The organism is Flavobacterium azizsancarii (assembly GCF_027980145.1).
Lineage (GTDB): Bacteria > Bacteroidota > Bacteroidia > Flavobacteriales > Flavobacteriaceae > Flavobacterium > Flavobacterium azizsancarii.
This window is the reverse complement of the sequence record NZ_JAMZNK010000019.1, coordinates 78,998-99,941: the sequence shown is the minus strand read 5'-3', so window position 1 is coordinate 99,941 and position 20,944 is coordinate 78,998. Positions and strand designations below refer to the sequence as shown.

The window sequence follows — 20,944 nt, the reverse complement described above, 5'->3', positions numbered from 1 at the left end:
TCAGATTCCACCTCGCGATGGACACCCTTGCATTCAGCTAACACTTCCCACTGTAAAGGCGTGTTCGGGACTTACACCCTAGAGTTATCGCCCATGCTGGGCACACAACAACAAAAAAGCTCCCTGTGAGAACACAGGGAGCTTTTGCAAAAATATTGTTGTATAATATACTTCTTAAGATTTCTTTGGATGAACAATTCCTTCAGCAACTGTTAACCAAGCAGATGGACCTCCCGCAACATAACCTGTTTGCCCAAGCCCTTTAAAATTGACTTTACCATCTTTTGCTTCAGCGCTGGTAAAATAAACGGTTGGAAATCCCTGAATTCCGAAAGCTTGCTGCAATTCGTTATTTTGATTTTTAATCTCAGGCGTTTGCGGTGTTCTTCTAGGATAATCCAGCTCAACTAAAATAACATTTTCTTTGGCCCATTTAGTAAATTCCGGTGTTTTCAACACTTCATTCTGCAAACGAATGCACCATCCGCACCAATCACTTCCGGTAAAAAACATTAACATTGGCTTTTGCTCTTTATTACTTACAGTAATCGCCTCTCTTACATCAGTGTACCATTTTAACTCTTGCGCTTGTGTTGCAAAAGCTCCAACTAAAAACAATGTTATTAAGTATATCTTTTTCATGATCCTTTTAATTTTTGACAAATTTAAACAAAAAAAGAATTGTAAAATGTCGTCTATTTTACTTCTTGCATTAATTTTCTAATAAATGGCGAAATTGCCAACAAAACCAATCCCGCAATAAGCGAATAAATTGCCAGTTGATAATACCCTTCTGTATACGATTGCAGCTTAGAAACTAAAGTATCTCCTGTATTTGATCTGGAAATTTCTGCCCCAAGTTTACCTGCAGCCAATTGCCCAAAAGCACTTGCCAGGAACCATAATCCCATCATCATCCCAAAGAGTCTTTTTGGAGAAAGTTTGGTAATAATCGACATTCCGATTGGCCCCAAACAAAGCTCACCAATAGTAGTTATCAAATAGGCAAACGTAAATACATTCAATGAAGTAATACCTTTTACGTCTGCAAAGAATTTAGTAAGATAGAAGATATAGAAAGAAGCCGCGAGGAACAAAAATCCAATTCCGAATTTAATCAAAGTATTAGGTTCAATTTTTCGCTTGCCTAACCAGATCCATAACAAACCAATAAGCGGACTCAAAACTACTACAAAAAAAGTATTTGAGCTGTTATTGACAACATTGGGATCAATTGTAAAAAACAATAACTGATCATTTAGATTGTCTTTTGCAAAAAGCGACAATGATCCGCCACTTTGTTCGTAAATAGAATTAAACAAGAAATAGAAAAACACAAACAGAAATGCTGCAAAAAGCTTCTTTTGTAATTTAGCATCTCCCAATTTAAACAATTCATATGCGAAATATGAAACGGCAATTGTACCAATAGTATACATGAAATAATCTGTATACTTAGTATTCTTAACCATTATAAAAATAAAAGGCAAACTCAAAATCGACGCAGCATACACTGCTATTTCACGAATTCTTCTCTTTTTGACATCTAAGTGTAATAATGGAGAATCACCAATTGGCCCTAAATGCTTTTTAGTAAACAAAAAGGTAATCAAACCTAAAAACATTACAATTGCAGCTGATAAAAAGCACAATTGCCACGAATAGAATTTCCCTAAATAAACACATAAAGCACCACCAAAAAGTCCGCCTACATTTATTCCGGCATAGAACATTCCGTAACCGGCATCTCTACGACCGTCGTTTTCATGATACAATTCTCCAACCATCGAAGAAACATTTGGCTTAAAAAAACCAGTTCCTATAATCGAAAAAGCAATTCCGTAATAAAAGAAATCATGAGGGGCAATAGCAATCAAAAGATTCCCTAAAATCATAACGATTCCACCAAAAAATAATGACTTTTTAAACCCCAGAACTTTATCAGCAAAAATACCACCAATAAAAGTAAAAGCATATACAAAAGCCTGAATAGCTCCATATTGCTCACTGGCATGATCTTCTTTCAAAAAAAGCTGATCTACCATAAAAATAACAAGAACACCACGCATTCCATAAAAACAAAAACGCTCCCACATTTCAACAAAAAACAAATACCACAATTGTTTCGGGTAATTGCCTTTAAAATTTTGAATCTCCTCTAAAGTGATCTTCTGCTCCATTTATTTATAAATAATTAATTAATTCCTTTTTCTTTCATCACCTTGTTAAGCTGTTTCACCAAACCAAACATTAGTACAGTTGCAAACATTAACAGTGCAAAATTTACCCAGAAGAAGTTGGCTTTATTATCGTACGTATCCCACATACTGGCCAAAACTCCACTCAACTTATTCCCTATCGAAGTCGACAAAAACCAACCTCCCATCATTAAGGAAGTGATATTAACAGGGCTTAACTTTGAGACTACTGATAATCCCATTGGACTCAGGAATAGTTCCCCGATTGTTATGATTCCATAATTTGCCACCAGCCACCAGGCACTCACCTTTTCTGCTCCATCATGACCAATTTCTACAGCTGCTACCATGACCAAAACAGACAACGCCGAAATTAACAAACCAAAAGCAATTTTCGTAGGTGTCGAGGGTTCTTTTTTTCTGGATCGCAAAAATGAGAAAAACGCAACAATCAAAGGTGTTAATATAATTACCCAGGCCGGATTGATTGACTGACTCAAATTAGTTGCCCAAAGATGCACTTTAGCCCCTTCTTCAGGTAATTTCTCCGGAGCAACATTTCTAAAATATAATGGATAATTTACCTCTGTCTCTACGACTCCATTTACTTTTTGTAAACGAAACTGATGATCATAAAGCTCTGTGGACTCTTTTTTATATTCGACTTCTTTTGCTAATTTTAGTTTACCAACTACCTGACCGGCTGTCCCGGTTACTTCTCTGTCAGTATAACGATCTGCCCAGGTAGTAAGTGCCGAACCATTGAGCTTAAATACAGCCCAAAATAAAATCACTACGCCAAAAATAGCCAGCAGAGCACCAATTGGCCTCTTATCTTCTACTTTGGCTTTAAAATAAAGTGAACCATAAAAGAAAACAATCGGAATACAGGCAAAAATAAAAGCATCTGTACTATCTGAACCAAAGATATAACTGTCTAAATTAGTTTCTGAAGCAACACCTTTTATCAACCAGCCTATTACTCCAAAAACAACAGAAGGCAATAAAATAAACAGGATAATTTTATAAAACGGCATATCTCCTTCCTGAACTCCTTTTTTCTGATCGTAGCCTACATAATGTTTTGTACCTAATAAAAATACAATAACACCTATGAACATACCAACACCAGCAGCCATAAAAGCCCAATGCCACCCTAAAAGGATCTGCAATGCAGCACCAAAGAAATTACAAATAAAAGCGCCAACATTAATTCCCATATAGAAAATATTGTAGCCTTCGTCTTTTTTATCTTTATACTCTTCTTTAGAATAAAAACTTCCTAATAAGGTTGAAATATTGGGTTTAAAAAAACCATTTCCTATAATTACCAAAGTCATGGCAATATAAAGCACCGTTATATCATGTACTCCCATTAAGAAGTAACCAATACCCATTAAAATCCCACCAAAAACAATAGACTTTCTATAACCTAAATACCTGTCAGCAACAAGACCGCCAATAAAAGGAGTTAAAAAAACCAATGCTATAAAAGTTCCATATAAATCAGAAGCTTCTTTCTCGGTCATGGCAAAACCATCCTTTACGTCCTTGAGATATAAAGTAAAGATTCCGATCATTAAATAGTAACCAAAACGCTCCCACATTTCAGATAAAAACAAAAAAGGCAGTGCTTTTGGGTGTTTTTTCCACATAACTATAAACTCTTTTAAAATTAAAATTACCTATAAGTCTAAACCTATAGGTAATTTTTTACATATCATTATTATCATTTATCGCACACCGTGCATCATTTTTTTCAGGAATGGAGTTAAAGCAAATAATACAATTGCCGCGATACCTGTAAGGACAACAAATACCATAAAAAACTCATATAAATTATGGATTTCAAATCCTGCAAAAAAGTGATTGTGAGCGCTAATCTGATGCTGATCTAATAAAGCTAACTGCTCTGCAGTTGGTACAATTTTATTATCTAAAACTCCCTGAAGATCAATTCCTAATTCTTTTGCTTTTGCAAATTTATCACCAGTTGCAGGCAAGATAGAACCTAAAGTTCCTCCTAAAGCATAACCTGATGCATTCGACAAGAAGAATACGCCATATAATAAAGAAGAAAAACGTTTTGGAGATAATTTACCTACTAATGATAAACCAATTGGTGATAAACACAACTCAGCACATGTATTTAAGAAATACAATAAGATCAACCATTTTACCAATAATAATCCTGAAGTTCCGATATACGAAACCTGTGTAGCGATCATAAAGAAACTAATAGAAATTACAACTAAACCAACGGCTAATTTTACCGGAGAAATAGGTTCTTTACCTTTAGCTCTTAAAGTATCCCAAAGTATACTGAAAGGAACTGCTAACATAACTACGAACAATCCATTAAAAATCTGAACCATTGAAGGTGGCATCAACCAGCCAAAGAAATTTCTGTCTGTTTGATTATCCGCAATAAAAGTTAATGACGAACCTGCTTGTTCAAAAGCTGCCCAGAAGAAGATAATAAAGAATGAAACGATATAGATAACTATAATTCTGTCTCTTTCGATTTTAGTTAAAGAAGTATCTGAGATAATTAATCCGGCCAATGATAAACCACTTGAGTAAATCAGTGTATAGATTAAATTCTGACCTACAACATAATGAAAAAAGAATCCTAAAGCGATAAATGCAATTCCTGCAATGACCAAAGCTTTATTAGAAAAATTAGCTTTTTGCGCTTCTCCTTCTTCAAAATCAGAAGCATCGTTTTTAGAAGGTAAACCTCCTAATGGTTTTCCTTCCGGAGTAACCACATATTTATTTTTTAAAAAGTAAAAAAGGATCGTTCCTAAAAACATCGCAACAGAAGCCGCCATAAATCCCCATCTAAAAGCATGGATATCTCTAATTCCTCCTACATCTTTAACATCACCTAACAAAGGACAAATAGACTGACCTAAAAAAGCCCCAATGTTAATACCCATATAGAAAATAGTGAATGCACTATCTAATTTTGTTTTTTCCTGTTTAGGATATAAACTCCCCACCATACTGGAAATATTTGGCTTGAAGAATCCGTTACCAAAAACAATAACCCCTAACGCAGAATACATGATGATTTTTGCCAAACCAAGATTTGAATCAAAAAGACTACCACTTGTAAACAATAACAATTGCCCAACTGCCATCATCAATCCGCCTAATAAAATACAGTTTCTGTTACCTAAAAAACGATCGGCTACAAAACCACCTAACATTGGCGTTAGATAACACAACCCAAGGAAACCACCATAAATCAAAGATGCTTCTTCTTCCTTCATCAATAATGAATTCACAAGAAATAAAGTTAATAAAGCCCGCATTCCATAGAAATTGAATCGCTCCCACATCTCCGTTCCAAACAATACCCAAAGCCCTTTTGGATGCGCAGTTTTTACTTGAGTTTCTCCCATTTTATTCATTATTTGTTTTTGGTTTAAAGTTTTAGATTATAAATTTTCCTTGATAAAGTTAGTCATTTTATTGTAAAGCTGAATTCTGGTTGCCCCCCCGTAAATACCATGATTTTTATCCGGATATATCTGAGAATCAAATTGTTTGTTCGCCTGAATCAACGCTTCCATCATTTGCATAGAGTTCTGTACATGAACGTTGTCATCGCCTGATCCGTGAATCAATAAAAACTTACCTTTTAATTTATCAACGTGATTTATTGGAGAATTTTGATCGTATCCGCTTGCATTTTCCTGTGGAGTCGTCATGTATCTTTCTGTATAAACACTGTCATAAAAACGCCAGTTGGTTACCGGAGCAACAGCAATAGCCATTTTAAACACATCATTTCCCTGAAAAATACAGTTTGAAGCCATAAAACCACCATAGCTCCATCCGAAGATTCCAATTCTTGAAGCATCAACATAAGGATAAGCACCAATTACTTTTGCAGCATCGATCTGATCTTCTACTTCGTATTTCCCTAATTCTTTTTGAGTTACTTTTTTGAAATCAGCACCTTTGAAACCAGTTCCTCTACCATCTACACAAGCTACAATATAACCTTGTTGTGTTAATGAAGCAAACCAGTAATCATCACTATTATTCCAATCATTGTTTACTTGTTGAGATCCCGGACCAGAATATTGGTACATGAAAACAGGATATTTTTTAGAAGGGTCAAAGTCTTTCGGTTTCAAAATCCACGCATTAAGCTCGTTTCCTTTTGCCGTTTTTAAAACGAAAAATTCTTTTGTTGGTAAATTATAAGCCACTAATTTAGCTGAAAGTGCCTGATTGTTTTCGATTACCTGAATTTCTTTTCCTGTTTTTGACTCATTTAAAGTATAAGTCGTAGGCTGAGATGCACTTGAGAAAGTAGTAATAAAAAATTGGAAATTAGGACTGAAAGTCGCAGCACTAGTTCCTGTTTTAGAAGTTAAACGTACTTTATTTTTTCCGTCTAAAGCAATTCTGTAGATATCTCTGTTGATCGAACCATTTTCTGTAGATTGATAGAAAATAGTTTTTGTTTTTTCGTCGAAACCGTAGTAAGATACTACTTCCCAGTTTCCTTTTGTAACCTGATTTTTAAGTTTTCCGGTTTTGTCATATACATAAATATGATTAAAACCGTCTTTTTCGCTTGTCCAGATAAAGCTATTGTCTTTTAAGAAAGTCAAATTGTCTGTAACATCGACATATGCTTTATCTTTTTCATTGAGAACCACTTTTGCAGTTGCCGTAGTTCCATCTACAAATAATAAATCAAGATTATCCTGATGACGGTTTAAAACCTGAGCTGATAATACATTATTATCATTTGTCCATTGTAATCTTGCAATATAAAAGTCATTGTAATTTCCTAAATTAACTTTTTTAGCCGCACTACCTGCTACATCATATATATGTAATGAAACTTCTGAATTTTTTTCTCCCGCTTTCGGATATTTAAAGGTTTCGATTGTTGGATATAAATCTTTATGAAACATTGACATCGAAAATTCAGGAACCTGACTTTCGTCAAAACGAATATAAGCTAGTTTTTTACTGTCTTTACTCCAGTCAAAAGCCCGGACAAATGCAAATTCTTCTTCATAAACCCAATCCGTGATACCATTAATGATGGCATTTTTCTTTCCGTCAGTTGTAACAGCGGTCGATTTTTTAGAAGCTACATCATAAACATATAAATTATTTTCTCTTGCATATGCAATTTTGGTTCCATCAGGAGAGAACGTTGGCTCCTGAACCTGAAAATCAAAAAGTTTCGTTAGTGACTTAGTCGTTATATCGTATAAAAAATAATCTGCCGTAAAAGAGTGACGAAAGATTTTATTTGTATTACATGCAATCAGGATCTTTTTTTCAGAAGCATCAAAAGTATAGCTGTCAATTCCTTCAGCAAGCGCCTTATGATTCTTAGTATCGATTAAATTAGACACTTTTTTGAGGGTTGCAAAATCATATAAATCAATCTGCATACTTCTACTTGCCTGATCTACATTTAAAACCGTATATTGATCTGTATTTTTTAGCGATTGCAATTCATCCATTCCTTTCGCCCTAAATACACCACTATAAATATTTTCGACAGTAATTTTCTGTTGACCAAAAACGGTAGCAACTAAAAACAAAAGTATTACAGTAATTTTACCTGATTTCATTAGAATTATTTTAAATATAAAAAAGAGCCCAATTTTAGTAAAAAAAATGAACATAATACACATTTTAAGTGTTAAATGTTAAAAAAAATAACGTTTGCGTATTTTCCAAATTTCAAATACATTGCAAACAAAACTCTTAAAATGGTATCTTTGCCGCAACTTTATTATTTAAAATACTGAGAATGAACAACGCTGTTGCCGGATTTTCTAAATTATCCAAAAAAGAAAAAACAAACTGGATCGCCAATACTTATTTTTCAAAGCCTGAAGAAGCACTAAATATTATAAGAAATTACTGGAATTCAGACGAGAAGCTACAACAATTGCATGATGAATTCATAGAGAACACGATTTCAAATTTATATATTCCACTTGGGGTTGCCCCTAATTTCCTAATTAACGGAAAATATAAAACTATCCCAATGGCTATTGAGGAGAGTTCTGTGGTTGCTGCAGCATCAAAAGCAGCAAAATACTGGTCTACACGAGGAGGTTTTAAAGCAACCGTAATTGACACTGAAAAAATTGGTCAGGTGCATTTTACTTTTAATGGAGACGCAGAAAAACTGCAGTCTTTCTTTGAGCAAATAAAACCAAAATTTTTCTCTGACACACAAAGCATTACCAAAAACATGCAACAACGTGGCGGTGGCATTTTAGACATCAAACTTAAAGACAAAAGAAGCCTGCTTGAAAATTACTTTCAGCTCCATGCTACTTTCGAAACTAAAGACAGTATGGGTGCAAATTTCATAAATTCCTGCCTGGAGCAATTTGCAACAACTTTGAAAGATGAATTTCAAAATTCTGATTTATTTTCAGAAGACGAAACCTTAAAAATTGTCATGAGCATTTTATCAAATTATGTCCCAAATTGTATTGTAAGAGCTGAAGTTTCCTGCCCTATTGAAGATTTAACAGAGAAACACATTCCAAATCCACAAGAATTTGCAGAACGATTTCTACAAGCCGTTCAGATTGCCGAAGTGGAACCTTTTAGAGCCGTAACTCATAATAAAGGAATCATGAACGGAGTTGACGCCGTAATTCTGGCAACCGGAAATGATTTTAGAGCAGTTGAAGCCGGAGTTCATGCGTATGCTTCAAAAAATGGTCAATACGCCAGTTTATCTCATGCTAAAATCGAAAACGGAATTTTTACTTTCTGGCTTGAAATACCTTTAGCATTAGGAACTGTTGGAGGATTAACCTCTTTACATCCTTTAGTAAAACTTTGTTTTGAAATACTCGAAAAACCTTCAGCAAAAGAATTAATGGAGATTGTAGCTGTTGCAGGTCTGGCACAAAATTTTGCCGCTTTGCGTTCGCTAACAACAACCGGAATTCAGGAAGGTCACATGAAAATGCACTTAAACAATATCATTAACCAATTTGAAGCCAATGAAGAAGAACGTCGTTTAATTAAATCTTATTTTAAGAAAAATGCCGTATCTCATAGCGCTGTAGTTGAATTTATTGAGAATCTAAGAAAATAACACAATTTATAAATTCCAAATTATTAAATCTTTAAATAAATTCTAAATTCCAACAATAAGTGGAATTTGGAATTTTATCCCGAAGCTTTGGGATTGGAATTTATGTGAAACATACATGCATGAAAACAACCTTTTACAGTAACGGAAAACTTTTAATTACAGGCGAATATTTAGTCTTAGATGGCGCCAAAGCTTTTGCATTACCTACTAAATTTGGACAAAATTTAATTGTAGAGAATGCCTCAAATGAGGAAATTCAGTGGAAAAGCTATGATTTTGATGAACACCTTTGGTACGAAGACACTATTTCTTTTACTGAGATCATCAATAATACAGATACAAAAGCCGAAACTGTAAAGACAACTTTGGTACAAATTCTACATGAAGCCTATCTTCTAAATCCCGATTTTATAAGCAAGTCTGACGGATATAAAATCAGCACACAACTTACATTCCCAAAAAACTGGGGATTAGGAACGTCTTCTACTTTATTGAACAACATTGCTCAATGGACGAACATCGATGCGTTTACACTCTTAAAAAATAGTTTTGGAGGCAGTGGTTACGACATTGCCTGTGCACAAAACGACACTCCTATTATATACCGCTTAGAAGAGAACTTACCTCTAGTGGAATCTGTAAGCTTTAATCCGGATTTTACCCAAGACATTTATTTCGTTTACCTTAATAAAAAGCAAAATAGCAAAACAGCGATAAATGGTTATTACAACAATAAAAATCAAAATTTAGCGCACAATATCATTGACAACAATAAAATTACTGAGGCGGTTTTAAATGCAAAAACACTAAAGGAATTTGCGAATGCTTTGGAAAAACATGAAATCCATTTGAGTACTATTCTAAAAGTGAAAACGATTAAAGAAGCTGCTTTTCCTGATTTTGATGGCGTCATAAAAAGCCTTGGAGCCTGGGGAGGAGATTTTGTCATGGTAATTTCAAAAGAAAACCCAACGACATATTTTGCTTCAAAAGGATACGAAACCATTCTTACCTATAATGAAATGATATTGAATTAGACAGTAAAAACTATCTGTCTCTTCAAATTTTCAAAACATTCAAGAGCGTTAACAAAAAATACAACTCATAAAAAAACCCGAAACATTCATTAGAACGTTTCGGGTTTTATATTTAACCTTTATTTACTAAAAACTAGTAATTAAATTGTAATCTGTTATCTTCAATCTTAGCATTGCTTTTTAAAGCCGGTAAAATTCTACTTGCATCATTTGCGCTTTGAGCTTTTACTTTAGCAACATACTCAGCATGGTTTGTAAGAGCAGGTGCTTTTACAGTACTAATATTTTTTACCACATAAACTCCTGTATTTCCTTCAATTGGAGCAGAGATTTTATTTGGAGTTAATGCAAATGCATTACCAACAACTCTAGGCTCTTGTCCAACTCCACCAGATAAAACAGGATTCTCCATAGTAACATCAGCCGCTTGTTGAACTGCTACACCAGCGCTTTTAGCAATAGCTTCTATTGTAGCACCTGTCATTTTAGCTTTTAGCATTTCAGCTTTTTTCTTATTTTTCAAGATTGACTCAACATATGGTCTTGCTACTGTTACAGAAACTAAACCAGATTTGTTCTCACTTTTGTATTGAGCAATTACGTGTCCAATATTAGCGATCTCAAAACGTTTTACGTCTCCAACACTAGTTTCTTTATCATAAGCCCATCTCACGATGTTACGTTGGTTTCCTAGAGGACCAAATGCTTCATCCATAGCTTTTGCAGTTACAGGAGGAGCAACTTTTAAACCTAATTCTTTTGCTGTTGCATTGAAATCTTTCTTTGCAGCATCCATTTCAAATTTAGTTGCTAATGTAAATACTTTATCAGAAGTAGCTTCAGATGGCTCAATTTTCTGAGCAATTGTAGCTAAACGAATTCCGTCTTGTTTATCAGTAATTTTGATAATGTGAAATCCAAAAGGAGTTTCTACTAAACCAACTTTTCCTATTGGGTTATTGAATACAAAATCATTGAATGGTTTTACCATTTGGTTTGGACCAAAATATCCTAAATCACCACCTTGTTGTGCAGATGAATCATCAGAGCTTGTAAAAGCCAACATCATGAAACTATCCGGATTTGCCTGAACCTGAGCAAGAATTTCTTCTGCTTTAGCTTTAGCTTCTTCTTTTGTTCTTTTTTCTTTTTGGTTTGGAGTTTGAGATCCTTCATAACCAATTAAGATATGACTTGCTTTTGCATTAACACCTGCTTTAAATCCTAAAGATTTAGAAATAGCATAGTATCTTCCAAAAACGTATGGTCCGTATATTGCTCCGGCAGGTAAACTGAATAATTTATCAGCATCGATAGCAGGTAAAGCATTTTTAGGCACATAAGTTGAATCGTAAGGAACATCAGAGTTTGAGTTTACAAATTCAGCAATGTTAGTTGCATTTCTAAAACCTGGCAAAGTATCATTTTTACCTGTTTTTGCGTTGTACTCTACTCTTCCGTTTAATAAAGCAGTGATTTTTGCTTTAATTTCAGCTTCGTCTTCTTTTGAAGCTTTGTCTTCTACTAAAACATATTGAATTTCACGAGTTGCATCCGCTTTGAATTTCTTCTCGTTTTTCTTCATATAATCTACAATTTCTGAATCAGAAATTTTTACATCGCTATCTTTTATAGAAGAATATAATGCAGCAGCATAAGCAAAGTTTACTTTGTTAGCTTCCATTTCATATTTCAACTTTCCTTCACTAGCTGTAGTATAAAGACCTGCTTTTACTAATGTGCTGTAGATTTGGAATTTTGCATTTAATTCAGCATCTTTTTCTTTTTCAGAGATATATTGTGCTGCCTCAGGATTAGCTTTAAAGTATTCTTTAAATTTAGCTACATCAAAAGCTCCGGCTGCATTTAAAAACATTGGGTTTTTACCAATATTCGGATCTGATTTTAAAACTTCAAGTAAGTGTTTCTCACCAACTCTTAATCCTAATTTATCAAACTGAGATGATAATAATGCGATCGAAACCTCTTGATCCCAAACTCTGTTTGCAGCTTCAGTGGAAGTAATTCCTTGACCACTTTTTTCAGCATTACTAACTTTAACTCTAAAGTCTTCAAATGAAATATCTTTTCCGTCGATGCTTCCTACATCCTTTGCACTAGATCCTCCACCTTTAGAGGTAAAGATACCTTCTATTATAAATGCAAATAATGCAAGTGCAATAACACCTATCAATAAAGCCGAACGTTGTCTAATTTTTGCTAAAACTGCCATTTTTATTATCGTTAATTTTATATTCAGTTTGCGAAAATACAATTATCTAGTTAATAACAATACAACTAGGGTTTTATTTTACACAATTTTTTTCATTAATTTAAAAAATCACTCTTTTATCGTCAATTTCACCAATTCGATTTTCTTATTTGAAGCTTCCTCAATCACAAAATGATAGCTGTCTATCACTATTTCGTCACCTTTTTGAGGAATTTCCTTGGTAGAATTAACAATAAAACCGCCTAATGTTCCATAAGAATCTTCTTCAGGAATAGATAACTTATAAGTTTCGTTTAAGTACTCAACATCTAATCTGGCAGAAAATAAATACCTGCCTTCGCCTAATTCCTGTTCGATCAACTCTTCTTCATCTGAATCGTGCTCATCTTCAATCTCTCCAAAAAGCTCTTCAACTATATCTTCTATTGTAATGATCCCTGAGGTCCCTCCGTATTCATCTAAAACAACCGCTACGTTCTTTCTTTTCTTAATCAATAAATTCAGCGCATCTTTTATCAAAATAGTCTGAGGAACAAATTCAACAGTCATTAAAACTGATTTTATTGTTTTGGGCTTTTTAAACAGATCAAATGAATGCACATAACCCACAATATCATCTACTGAGTTTTGACTGACTATTATCTTAGAATAACCTGTTTCTATAAACAACTCCTTAAGCTCTGCAATACTGTCAAACAAATCAATATCGACTATCTCTGTACGAGGTGTCATTATATCGCGTGCTTTTACTCCTGAGAATTCTAAAGCATTTTGAAAAATCTGAATTTCGGAATCTACTTCATCATCATCTTCAACAGAATTCATTTGCTCTGTAATATAATTTCCCAGTTCTATTTTACTAAAATACAATTGAACCTGATCGCCCTCTGTCTTGAAAAATTTTTGCAATACAAAATCTGATATCCAGATAAAAAAAGTGGAAATGTAATAAAACAGCCTATAAAACAGATATGCCGGAATTGCAAAAAACTTAATTAATGAATTGGCATAGATCTGAAAAAAAACTTTAGGAAAAAACTCTGCTGTTATTAAAACGATAAAAGTCGAAAGTATGGTTTGAACCAATAAACTTGTTAAATCAGAGAAATGAAATCCTAAATTGACAATGCATTCCAGAATCAAATCTCCCATATAAAAACCATAAACAACCAATGCGACATTGTTACCAATAAGCATTGCAGCGATAAACTTCGAGGGATTTTCGGTAAGTTTCGTTAAGATTTGTGATAAAAAATTATCTTGTTTTTTTTCTATTTCAAGATAAATTTTATTCGAGGAAACAAAAGCTATTTCCATTCCTGAAAAAAATGCTGATAGTATTAAACATAGTATTATAATACCAATTTCCATTTTTTACTGTTTTTTGTTACGATCATCAAATTTCCTGGCAAATTTTCTCCTGAAGAAGAACATAAAAACTGCCATACCCGCAATTATAAAACTCAGGGTAGCACCATCATTACCTTCGTTTATTTTTATAACTCCGTCATAAATAAAGTAAACGGCAAATGCCAAGTAAACGTACTGTGTATATTTTAAATAATTCATAATTATATTTTTTCGTCTGATTCTATTTCGCCACTTACTCGTTGCGAATTAATCACTTTAAAATCTTTACTAAAATCTATTCCCTGACCGTAAGAAATTCCTTTTGCATCTGTAAGCTTAAACTTTCTTTCAGTATAAAACCATTCATTTTTCTGATCGAAAAACAATTGTTCCGTTTCGAGTATCTGCCCTGTTTCTGATGTAATTTTGACCTTTCCCTGTAAATCTATTATGCCGGTTGGCTTATACGAAACCGCATAATTTGACACTATAAAAGTACGCTTTTGTTTTTTATCGTATAATGTAACATCGATTCCTTTTGGAAACTCCGTAAAAGGGAAATCCAAATTGGAATAATCTAACATTTTTGGACTTTTAAGAACTCCTGTAATTAATCCGGAATCAGTGTATTTGATATTAACAGTATCTGCATCACTTCCGGGAACAAACTCTGAGAAATTAATTTTCTGAACTTCCTTAAAATTACTTTCGCATCCAAAAAACAGTGTCACAGTAAAAACTGTGACAACCGCTATAATATATCTCTTTGGTAAATTCATTTGCCAAATGTAGTAAATTGTACGAGCTTAAAAAAACGCAAAAGTGTATCTTTAGTTGAATTTACTTTTCACGAACCATCTGTCATTGAAAGAAAAACTCAAACTAAAGTTGAAATAGTTCTCCTGAATCAAATCTGCAGAAGTTGTTCCTCTTTTACCAAATTCCACACCAACGTTTACATTTGAGAAAGATCCGTTACCAAGAGGAATCCCGGCACCTAAACTCATTCCCACATCATTGATTGATTCGTTATTAACAACAAGACCCAGTTTCTCGTATTTTAATCCGGCTCTGTACGTGATCCTGCTTAAATGACTGGTAAATGAAGCGTAATTAGGGATATAATATCCACCAATTGCATATTTCTGATACTTTTCATAACGCACATTATCTGCTGCATTATAATAATTCGCAAGTTGTCCGTTACCTTGAAAAGCAAGTGTAGTACCTACTAACCATTTTCTTGCCTGTCCTATACCTGCACCAAATGTTATTTTGTTTGGCAGTTTTAAATTAGTTTCCTGTGCAGCTCCTTCATAAGGATCCGGATCACCATCTACCGTAATAAACCTTGTACTGTTTGAGTTTAATGTACTTGCAAAAGTATAGCTCAAACTCGTAAACAAACTTAATTTTTTATCAATTTTTGTTTGATACATAGTACCAATATTAAAACTAACCCCGGACAACTCAGAAGTATTTGTTTCCTGAGTACCGTTTTGAACTCCTGTAGCAAGCTCAACACTTGTAGTTGTAATTTTACCAAAATTATATTGTGCATCAGCTCCAATATTCCACTTAGGTGTAATTTTATATCCTAAACCTGCAAATACTTTATTAACTCCACCTTTTCCCTGAAGTTGTGAACTTGTTCCGTCTACTATCGCTGTCTGGTCATTTAGAATTTTATATCCAACTGAAGTTACAGGTACTAAACCAAACGCTGCTCCAAATTTTCCCATTGGGATTCCCAACGCTAAATAATCAAAAGTAGATCTTTGTGCTTTTGCAGATTCATCTGTAGTTTTTAAAGTAGATGAACCAAATGTTCCTCCAACTGTAAAAACAGTTTGTCTTAAACTGGCATAACTGGATGGATTTTCGATATTCAAATGGATACTATCCTGCTCTACCGAAACCCCTGCCATAGACCTATTTTCAAGAGTTCCTCTAAATCTGACATCTCCAATTCCGAAGAAAGAATAAGGAGAAGCTGTACCCTGTTGAGCAAATGAAACGAACGAGATAAGCAAACAAGCGCTTACTATAATTTTTTTAATCATTGTCGATTTTATATTGAAATGTTTGGTTCAAACTTTCTAAAAGGAAATTTGAATTGGCAAATATGGTATTTTTTAATCGTTTAGCCAAAAAAACTGCATCTCCTCCCGTTAAAATTATTATAAAATTTGAAAAGTTTGCTCGATATTCATCGATAAAACCGTCAATCTCATAGACGAACCCATTTACAACGCCGGAATGAATGGCTTGTGTTGTTGAGTTTCCTATATACAACTCAGGCGCCTCAAAAGCCAGCAAAGGCAGTTTAGCGGTGTAATTATGCAATGCTTCGTAACGTAATCGTAATCCCGGAGATATGGCTCCTCCCAAATAATTATCATTTTCGTCGATAAAATCGTAGGTAATGCAGGTTCCTACATCGATGACTAATCTGTTTTGTTTAGGAAACTGCAGTGTTGCTCCCGAAGCCAAAACCATTCTGTCGATCCCTAACGTTTTTGGGGTCGCATATTTATTTACAAAAGGATAAACATCTTCATTCGTTAAAAAATGAATTTTTAATTCGTTTTCGAACGTCAAAAAAGATTGCTTATCGATGTTTCCAACTGATGCAACAACCAAATCAGAGCAGTTTGGAAATTTTTCTAAAATTTTTTCAATTTTTTTTTCAAGCTCATTTTTCTCAAAAACAAAATTTTCAAGAACAGTATTTCCCTCAAAGACAGCTGCTTTAATTCGAGTATTTCCAACATCAACCGTTAAAATCATCTTTACTTTTTTATCAGTGCGAAGATACGAATTGATTTTTTTAAAAAAATGTTTTGGATAAATGAAAAATGATTCTATCTTTGCACCCGCAATCAGCACGGTGCCTTAGCTCAGATGGTAGAGCAATGGACTGAAAATCCATGTGTCCCTGGTTCGATCCCTGGAGGCACCACCGTTAAAACCCGAATAGAAATATTCGGGTTTTTTGTTTTTAATAGTTTTTCAACCGCCAAGAATCCGAAAATTGACCGTTTTTTTACCGCAAAGAGCGCAAAGATTTTTTATTTAGGACTACGTTTAAAAACGCAAAGTTCGCAAAGCTTTATGATAAAGCTTTGCGAACTTTGCGTTTTTTACTTTGCTATCTTTGCAGTTAATTTTTTTTTCTAAAATCCGGTTCCAAAAAAAACTATTGATGAAACACCGAAACTGCAGGGAAATAATATCCTGAATAATTTACGGATTCTGTTTTAGCTCCTGAGTCAGCATTGAACAGATAAAGATTATTGATTGCGAAATTCACACCAAAACCTTCATTTACTGTATTTACCACCAAAGTGTTTTTCTTTCGATCATATCCAATTCCTGCCCCATATAAGATATTTGAATTTGTTAATGTAATAAAAGGCGCACTAAGAGACTCTGGAGTACCACTGTACTTATACACTTGTTTACCACCGCTAAAACTACCATTTTTAGCAATAAAAATATCATTTTTAGCAGCCGTTATAGATCCCGGATGCCATGCTCCCCAACTTCCGTAAGCCTGAAAACCTAATGCAATTTCTTTTACTTCAAGCGTATTTGAGTCTATACTGATAAGATTTTTACCTCCTGCAGCCCAAACTTTTTTATCATCGGTAACAGCAAATCCTAAAACTATTCCCGGAATCGTTTTTTCGACTGTCAATGTTGAAGCATTAATAACAATAACACCTTTTGTAGCTGACAATGCAAAAATATAACCGTTTGCCTTAACAACATCTCCTACCTGGCCTGTAACGCCTTCGATTTGCCCACTAACCTCCATCGTATTAAGATTAAGCTTAAATATCCCTTTACTGGCTGTTAACAAAGCTTGATTTTCATCAATACCTACTACCGCACGCCAGTCGTTTCCGCCTTTTGCAGGGATTCTTTTCTCTTCTTTTAGAGAATAAGCATCTGCTACTACTACCGGTCCGCCAACTTTAGAAACTAAAAATAGTTTTTTATTAATGATAGTTCCAAATTCTAATGTAGAGGATGCCGGTTTTAAATCTTTGTCCGGATTTACTTTTACAAAAACACTATCTTCTATGGCTTTTGTATCGTATCTATAAAACCCTACCGTTCCTGTTCCGTGACCAAACCATCCTTCGTTGATTACATAAAAACCATTCTCATATGCTCCGTATGCATGGATATCATAGGTAAGAGCTACTTTTCCACCTTCATTTTTGGCTGTCATTGTAATTTTAAAATCACCTCTGGTTTCCGGTTTAAAAACATAAGTAGAATCAGACCCTACAACACTTCCATTTACTGCCCATTCAAAGGACACATTTTTTCTATCTGCTAATTTCGAGTTTAACTGTAGTGTTTTTCCAATGGTCAAAGTATCTTTCAATTGCTGCTCGCCTTTTATTACAGGAGGCGCTGTAAAATCATCATCATTATTACACGAAACTGTAAGCATCATCAAAGAAGCAATTGCAATTAATTGCCTGGAAAAAAATTGGTTTTTCATTATTAAATATTTAAAATTTTAGTACTTAAATCTTTAAATCGAAATACAGCTTACTCTAACAAAAGTTCTATAAACAAACTTTTGTAAAAGCACAGCATATTGTACAGCGAAAGGTTGTAATGATTTTTTTTGTGAAGAAAAAGAAAATATCGGAATGAAAAACCTCCAGAAGGAAATTGCTTTTGCGATGTTATATTTGCAGAAAAAAAATCTCATAAATTCCATTTTTGGCTTACGAGAATAGAATAACCAAACCATACCATGATCACGTAAAGTGAAAAAGTATTGTTCTTAATTCAAGCTTCAATCCCCGAAAGCTATTTATTACTATAAAAATGGCAGGTCTTCTGACTTGCTCCCTACCCCCAGCCTTCCCTTTCGAAATGAAAAGTGACGTATTAAAGGGTTTCGGTTAATGAGCTTACAGCTGCGGGACAGTTTTGGATTTACACCAAATTCCCTTTTAATGTCTATATTTCTTCAATATGACAACCATTTCCTGATTCAAAATTTGAGGTGCAAAACTAGTGTTTTCTTTCTTAAAAAAACAATAGATTCTTTACTTTAAAGGGTTTCAGCATTTCTTCAACATATAATTTATACGGAATTATCAGGCTGTGATTTACCGAATAAATGTTGAGTTAACAATTAAATAACTTTTGTTAAAAAAGTATCAAATAAATAAAAAAATATCTTTTATATTCGTAAAAAAATATTTTATAGTTTTATTTATTATCAAGTACACAAAGTCAACTTATGAGCAAAACTTCTACAAAAGGCATTTGGAAAGTAATTTCGGCCTCGTCAATGGGTACAATGATCGAATGGTATGATTTCTATATTTTTGGAAGTTTAGCCGTTGTAATTTCAACTAAATTCTTTCCAAGCGACAATCCCACCGCAGCATTTTTATCCACTTTAGCCACTTTTGCAGCAGGATTTGTGGTGCGTCCTTTTGGTGCATTATTCTTTGGAAGACTTGGAGATATCATTGGTCGTAAATACACTTTTATGGCTACTTTACTGCTAATGGGCGGTTCTACTTTTTTAATAGGCTGTATCCCGAGTTATGAAACGATTGGTTTTATGGCTCCGTTATTAGTTTTGATTTTACGTTTACTACAAGGACTTGCTCTTGGCGGAGAATATGGCGGTGCTGCCACTTATGTTGCTGAACATGCTCCTGTGGGACAGAAAGGATACTGGACTTCCTGGATTCAAACCACGGCAACGGTTGGTTTATTCATTTCTTTAATGGTGATCTTAGCGACAAAAAATGCACTTTCTCCTGAAGACTTTGATTCCTGGGGATGGCGCGTTCCGTTTTGGGTTTCTATTGTAATGGTAGGAGTTTCTTATTTAATCCGTAAAAACATGGATGAATCTCCTGTATTTGCCAAAGCTAAAAAAGAAGGTACTACGAGTAAAAATCCATTAAAGGAAAGTTTTGGAAACAGATATAATCTAAAATTTGTTTTGCTGGCATTATTTGGCGCTACAATGGGACAAGGTGTTGTATGGTATACCGGACAATTTTACGCCATGAGTTTTATGAAAACTGTAATGAATGTAGACTCATCACAGGTTGACACTTTACTTGGAATTGCATTATTAATGGGAACTCCGTTTTTTATCTTTTTTGGATGGCTGAGTGATAAAGTAGGACGAAAATACATCATGATGAGCGGAATGTTACTCGCCATTTTGTTTTACAGACCTATTTATAAAATGATGTATACGACCACAGATGTGAGTTATAAAACTGAAATCACAGATAAAAGAAATCAATCTATTGACACAAACAAAAATAATGACAAAATAACGTCAATCTCAAAAACCTATACTGACGGAACTTCGTATATCGAAAAGAAAACAGATTTTGCAGATAAAAAAGAGGCTCAAACTCATATATCGATCAATATAAATTCAAGCGATGAATGGACTTTAATTCTCTTGGTTTTTATCCAGGTTTTGTTTGTTACCATGGTCTATGGCCCAATTGCCGCATTTTTGGTCGAAATGTTTCCAACAAAAATCAGATACACATCAATGTCTCTGCCTTATCACGTTGGGAATGGTATTTTTGGAGGTTTACTGCCTGCCATTTCTACCTATTTCGTAACACATGCCAAGCAAGCCGGAAAACCGGATTTTTATCTTGACGGACTCTGGTATCCTATTATTATAGCATCTGTTTGCTTTGTAATTGGAATGATTTACATTGATAATAAAAACAAAACTAATCACCTTTAATACTATAATTATGAATACGATCAAACAAATTTTAGGTGTTTTATGGATTATTCTTGCAGCTGCAGCAGCTTACTTTTGTGTCTTTGAATTTGGCTTGCCCAAACTTCTTTCTGACCAACAGGACGATTTAGTATTTGGAATCATTATCCTTTTTATTCTTACTCCTTTAATTGTTCTGGGATTGGGAACTTTTGGTTATTTTGCCGTAATTGGGGAATACAACGATAAGAAGAAATAGAA

The 20,944-nt window shown here is 34.1% G+C and carries 16 protein-coding genes, 1 tRNA gene and 1 riboswitch; of the genes, 5 read left to right on the top strand and 12 right to left on the bottom strand.

Translation table 11 applies throughout. The features are described from left to right. Positions 1 to 174 precede the first annotated feature (174 nt). The 5 genes from NJT12_RS13075 to NJT12_RS13055 form a co-directional block, all read right to left on the bottom strand. The gene (locus NJT12_RS13075) at positions 175 to 642 is read right to left on the bottom strand and encodes a thioredoxin family protein (protein WP_271336360.1); all 468 of its coding nucleotides are present in this window, start codon (positions 640 to 642) and stop codon (positions 175 to 177) included. A gap of 53 nt (positions 643 to 695) precedes the next feature. Next, positions 696 to 2,180: a peptide MFS transporter gene (locus NJT12_RS13070; RefSeq protein ID WP_271336359.1), complete on the bottom strand. Its 1,485-nt coding sequence runs from the start codon at positions 2,178 to 2,180 to the stop codon at positions 696 to 698. A gap of 14 nt (positions 2,181 to 2,194) precedes the next feature. Continuing rightward, complete coding sequence (locus NJT12_RS13065) at positions 2,195 to 3,853, bottom strand: peptide MFS transporter (protein WP_271336358.1); 1,659 nt, start codon at positions 3,851 to 3,853, stop codon at positions 2,195 to 2,197. Positions 3,854 to 3,931: 78 nt separating this feature from the next. Continuing rightward, on the bottom strand, positions 3,932 to 5,608 hold the full coding sequence (locus NJT12_RS13060; RefSeq protein WP_271336357.1) for a peptide MFS transporter: 1,677 nt from the start codon (positions 5,606 to 5,608) through the stop codon (positions 3,932 to 3,934). 36 nt (positions 5,609 to 5,644) lie between these two features. Then, entirely contained in the window at positions 5,645 to 7,816 is a 2,172-nt protein-coding gene (locus NJT12_RS13055) for a S9 family peptidase (RefSeq protein ID WP_271336356.1), read from the bottom strand. A gap of 182 nt (positions 7,817 to 7,998) precedes the next feature. Here NJT12_RS13055 and NJT12_RS13050 point away from each other — a divergent pair, with 182 nt between their 5' ends. Next, positions 7,999 to 9,312, top strand: coding sequence for a hydroxymethylglutaryl-CoA reductase, degradative (locus NJT12_RS13050; protein ID WP_271336355.1), 1,314 nt, complete (start codon positions 7,999 to 8,001; stop codon positions 9,310 to 9,312). Between the two features lie 119 nt (positions 9,313 to 9,431). Beyond that, on the top strand, positions 9,432 to 10,349 hold the full coding sequence (locus NJT12_RS13045) for a GYDIA family GHMP kinase (protein WP_271336354.1): 918 nt from the start codon (positions 9,432 to 9,434) through the stop codon (positions 10,347 to 10,349). Positions 10,350 to 10,482: 133 nt separating this feature from the next. Here the strand turns inward: NJT12_RS13045 and NJT12_RS13040 are convergent, their stop codons facing one another. The 6 genes from NJT12_RS13040 to NJT12_RS13015 form a co-directional block, all read right to left on the bottom strand. After that, positions 10,483 to 12,582: a peptidylprolyl isomerase gene (locus NJT12_RS13040; RefSeq protein ID WP_271336353.1), complete on the bottom strand. Its 2,100-nt coding sequence runs from the start codon at positions 12,580 to 12,582 to the stop codon at positions 10,483 to 10,485. Positions 12,583 to 12,690: 108 nt separating this feature from the next. Further along, positions 12,691 to 13,953 carry a hemolysin family protein gene (locus NJT12_RS13035; protein WP_271336352.1) on the bottom strand — a complete coding sequence of 421 codons (1,263 nt, stop codon included), beginning with the start codon at positions 13,951 to 13,953 and terminating at the stop codon, positions 12,691 to 12,693. Between the two features lie 3 nt (positions 13,954 to 13,956). Then, complete coding sequence (locus tag NJT12_RS13030) at positions 13,957 to 14,151, bottom strand: hypothetical protein (RefSeq protein ID WP_271336351.1); 195 nt, start codon at positions 14,149 to 14,151, stop codon at positions 13,957 to 13,959. Positions 14,152 to 14,153: 2 nt separating this feature from the next. Beyond that, complete coding sequence (gene lptC / locus NJT12_RS13025) at positions 14,154 to 14,711, bottom strand: LPS export ABC transporter periplasmic protein LptC (RefSeq protein ID WP_271336350.1); 558 nt, start codon at positions 14,709 to 14,711, stop codon at positions 14,154 to 14,156. 51 nt (positions 14,712 to 14,762) lie between these two features. Beyond that, positions 14,763 to 15,995 carry a BamG family beta-barrel-assembly machinery protein gene (gene bamG / locus NJT12_RS13020; RefSeq protein ID WP_271336349.1) on the bottom strand — a complete coding sequence of 411 codons (1,233 nt, stop codon included), beginning with the start codon at positions 15,993 to 15,995 and terminating at the stop codon, positions 14,763 to 14,765. Continuing rightward, entirely contained in the window at positions 15,988 to 16,722 is a 735-nt protein-coding gene (locus NJT12_RS13015) for a type III pantothenate kinase (protein WP_271336348.1), read from the bottom strand. Before NJT12_RS13015 ends, bamG begins: the two co-directional genes overlap by 8 nt. Positions 16,723 to 16,821: 99 nt before the next feature. Here NJT12_RS13015 and NJT12_RS13010 point away from each other — a divergent pair. After that, positions 16,822 to 16,894 (top strand) — tRNA-Phe (locus tag NJT12_RS13010). A 237-nt stretch (positions 16,895 to 17,131) separates the two neighbouring features. Here NJT12_RS13010 and NJT12_RS13005 read toward each other — a convergent pair. Then, positions 17,132 to 18,451 carry a DUF5074 domain-containing protein gene (locus NJT12_RS13005; RefSeq protein ID WP_271336347.1) on the bottom strand — a complete coding sequence of 440 codons (1,320 nt, stop codon included), beginning with the start codon at positions 18,449 to 18,451 and terminating at the stop codon, positions 17,132 to 17,134. 320 nt (positions 18,452 to 18,771) lie between these two features. Continuing rightward, a riboswitch (cobalamin riboswitch) is annotated at positions 18,772 to 18,963 on the bottom strand. Between the two features lie 244 nt (positions 18,964 to 19,207). Between NJT12_RS13005 and NJT12_RS13000 the strand changes: the two genes are divergently transcribed. Both NJT12_RS13000 and NJT12_RS12995 read left to right on the top strand, forming a co-directional pair. Continuing rightward, a complete protein-coding gene (locus tag NJT12_RS13000; protein ID WP_271336346.1) occupies positions 19,208 to 20,704 on the top strand; it encodes an MFS transporter in 1,497 nt (498 codons plus the stop codon). Between the two features lie 10 nt (positions 20,705 to 20,714). Further along, entirely contained in the window at positions 20,715 to 20,942 is a 228-nt protein-coding gene (locus tag NJT12_RS12995) for a DUF6814 family protein (protein ID WP_072954970.1), read from the top strand. Positions 20,943 to 20,944 lie beyond the last annotated feature (2 nt).

What these genes read in the sequence shown, in the direction of transcription:
- NJT12_RS13070 (WP_271336359.1), bottom strand. Translation starts at nt 2,180, where the DNA reads ATGGAGCAGAAGATCACTTTAGAGGAGATTCAAAATTTTAAAGGCAAT.
- NJT12_RS13000 (WP_271336346.1), top strand. Translation starts at nt 19,208, where the DNA reads ATGAGCAAAACTTCTACAAAAGGCATTTGGAAAGTAATTTCGGCCTCG.
- NJT12_RS13055 (WP_271336356.1), bottom strand. Translation starts at nt 7,816, where the DNA reads ATGAAATCAGGTAAAATTACTGTAATACTTTTGTTTTTAGTTGCTACC.
- NJT12_RS13060 (WP_271336357.1), bottom strand. Translation starts at nt 5,608, where the DNA reads ATGGGAGAAACTCAAGTAAAAACTGCGCATCCAAAAGGGCTTTGGGTA.
- bamG (WP_271336349.1), bottom strand. Translation starts at nt 15,995, where the DNA reads ATGATTAAAAAAATTATAGTAAGCGCTTGTTTGCTTATCTCGTTCGTT.
- NJT12_RS13005 (WP_271336347.1), bottom strand. Translation starts at nt 18,451, where the DNA reads ATGAAAAACCAATTTTTTTCCAGGCAATTAATTGCAATTGCTTCTTTG.
- lptC (WP_271336350.1), bottom strand. Translation starts at nt 14,711, where the DNA reads ATGAATTTACCAAAGAGATATATTATAGCGGTTGTCACAGTTTTTACT.
- NJT12_RS13035 (WP_271336352.1), bottom strand. Translation starts at nt 13,953, where the DNA reads ATGGAAATTGGTATTATAATACTATGTTTAATACTATCAGCATTTTTT.
- NJT12_RS13045 (WP_271336354.1), top strand. Translation starts at nt 9,432, where the DNA reads ATGAAAACAACCTTTTACAGTAACGGAAAACTTTTAATTACAGGCGAA.
- NJT12_RS13075 (WP_271336360.1), bottom strand. Translation starts at nt 642, where the DNA reads ATGAAAAAGATATACTTAATAACATTGTTTTTAGTTGGAGCTTTTGCA.
- NJT12_RS13065 (WP_271336358.1), bottom strand. Translation starts at nt 3,853, where the DNA reads ATGTGGAAAAAACACCCAAAAGCACTGCCTTTTTTGTTTTTATCTGAA.
- NJT12_RS13030 (WP_271336351.1), bottom strand. Translation starts at nt 14,151, where the DNA reads ATGAATTATTTAAAATATACACAGTACGTTTACTTGGCATTTGCCGTT.
- NJT12_RS13015 (WP_271336348.1), bottom strand. Translation starts at nt 16,722, where the DNA reads ATGATTTTAACGGTTGATGTTGGAAATACTCGAATTAAAGCAGCTGTC.
- NJT12_RS13050 (WP_271336355.1), top strand. Translation starts at nt 7,999, where the DNA reads ATGAACAACGCTGTTGCCGGATTTTCTAAATTATCCAAAAAAGAAAAA.
- NJT12_RS12995 (WP_072954970.1), top strand. Translation starts at nt 20,715, where the DNA reads ATGAATACGATCAAACAAATTTTAGGTGTTTTATGGATTATTCTTGCA.
- NJT12_RS13040 (WP_271336353.1), bottom strand. Translation starts at nt 12,582, where the DNA reads ATGGCAGTTTTAGCAAAAATTAGACAACGTTCGGCTTTATTGATAGGT.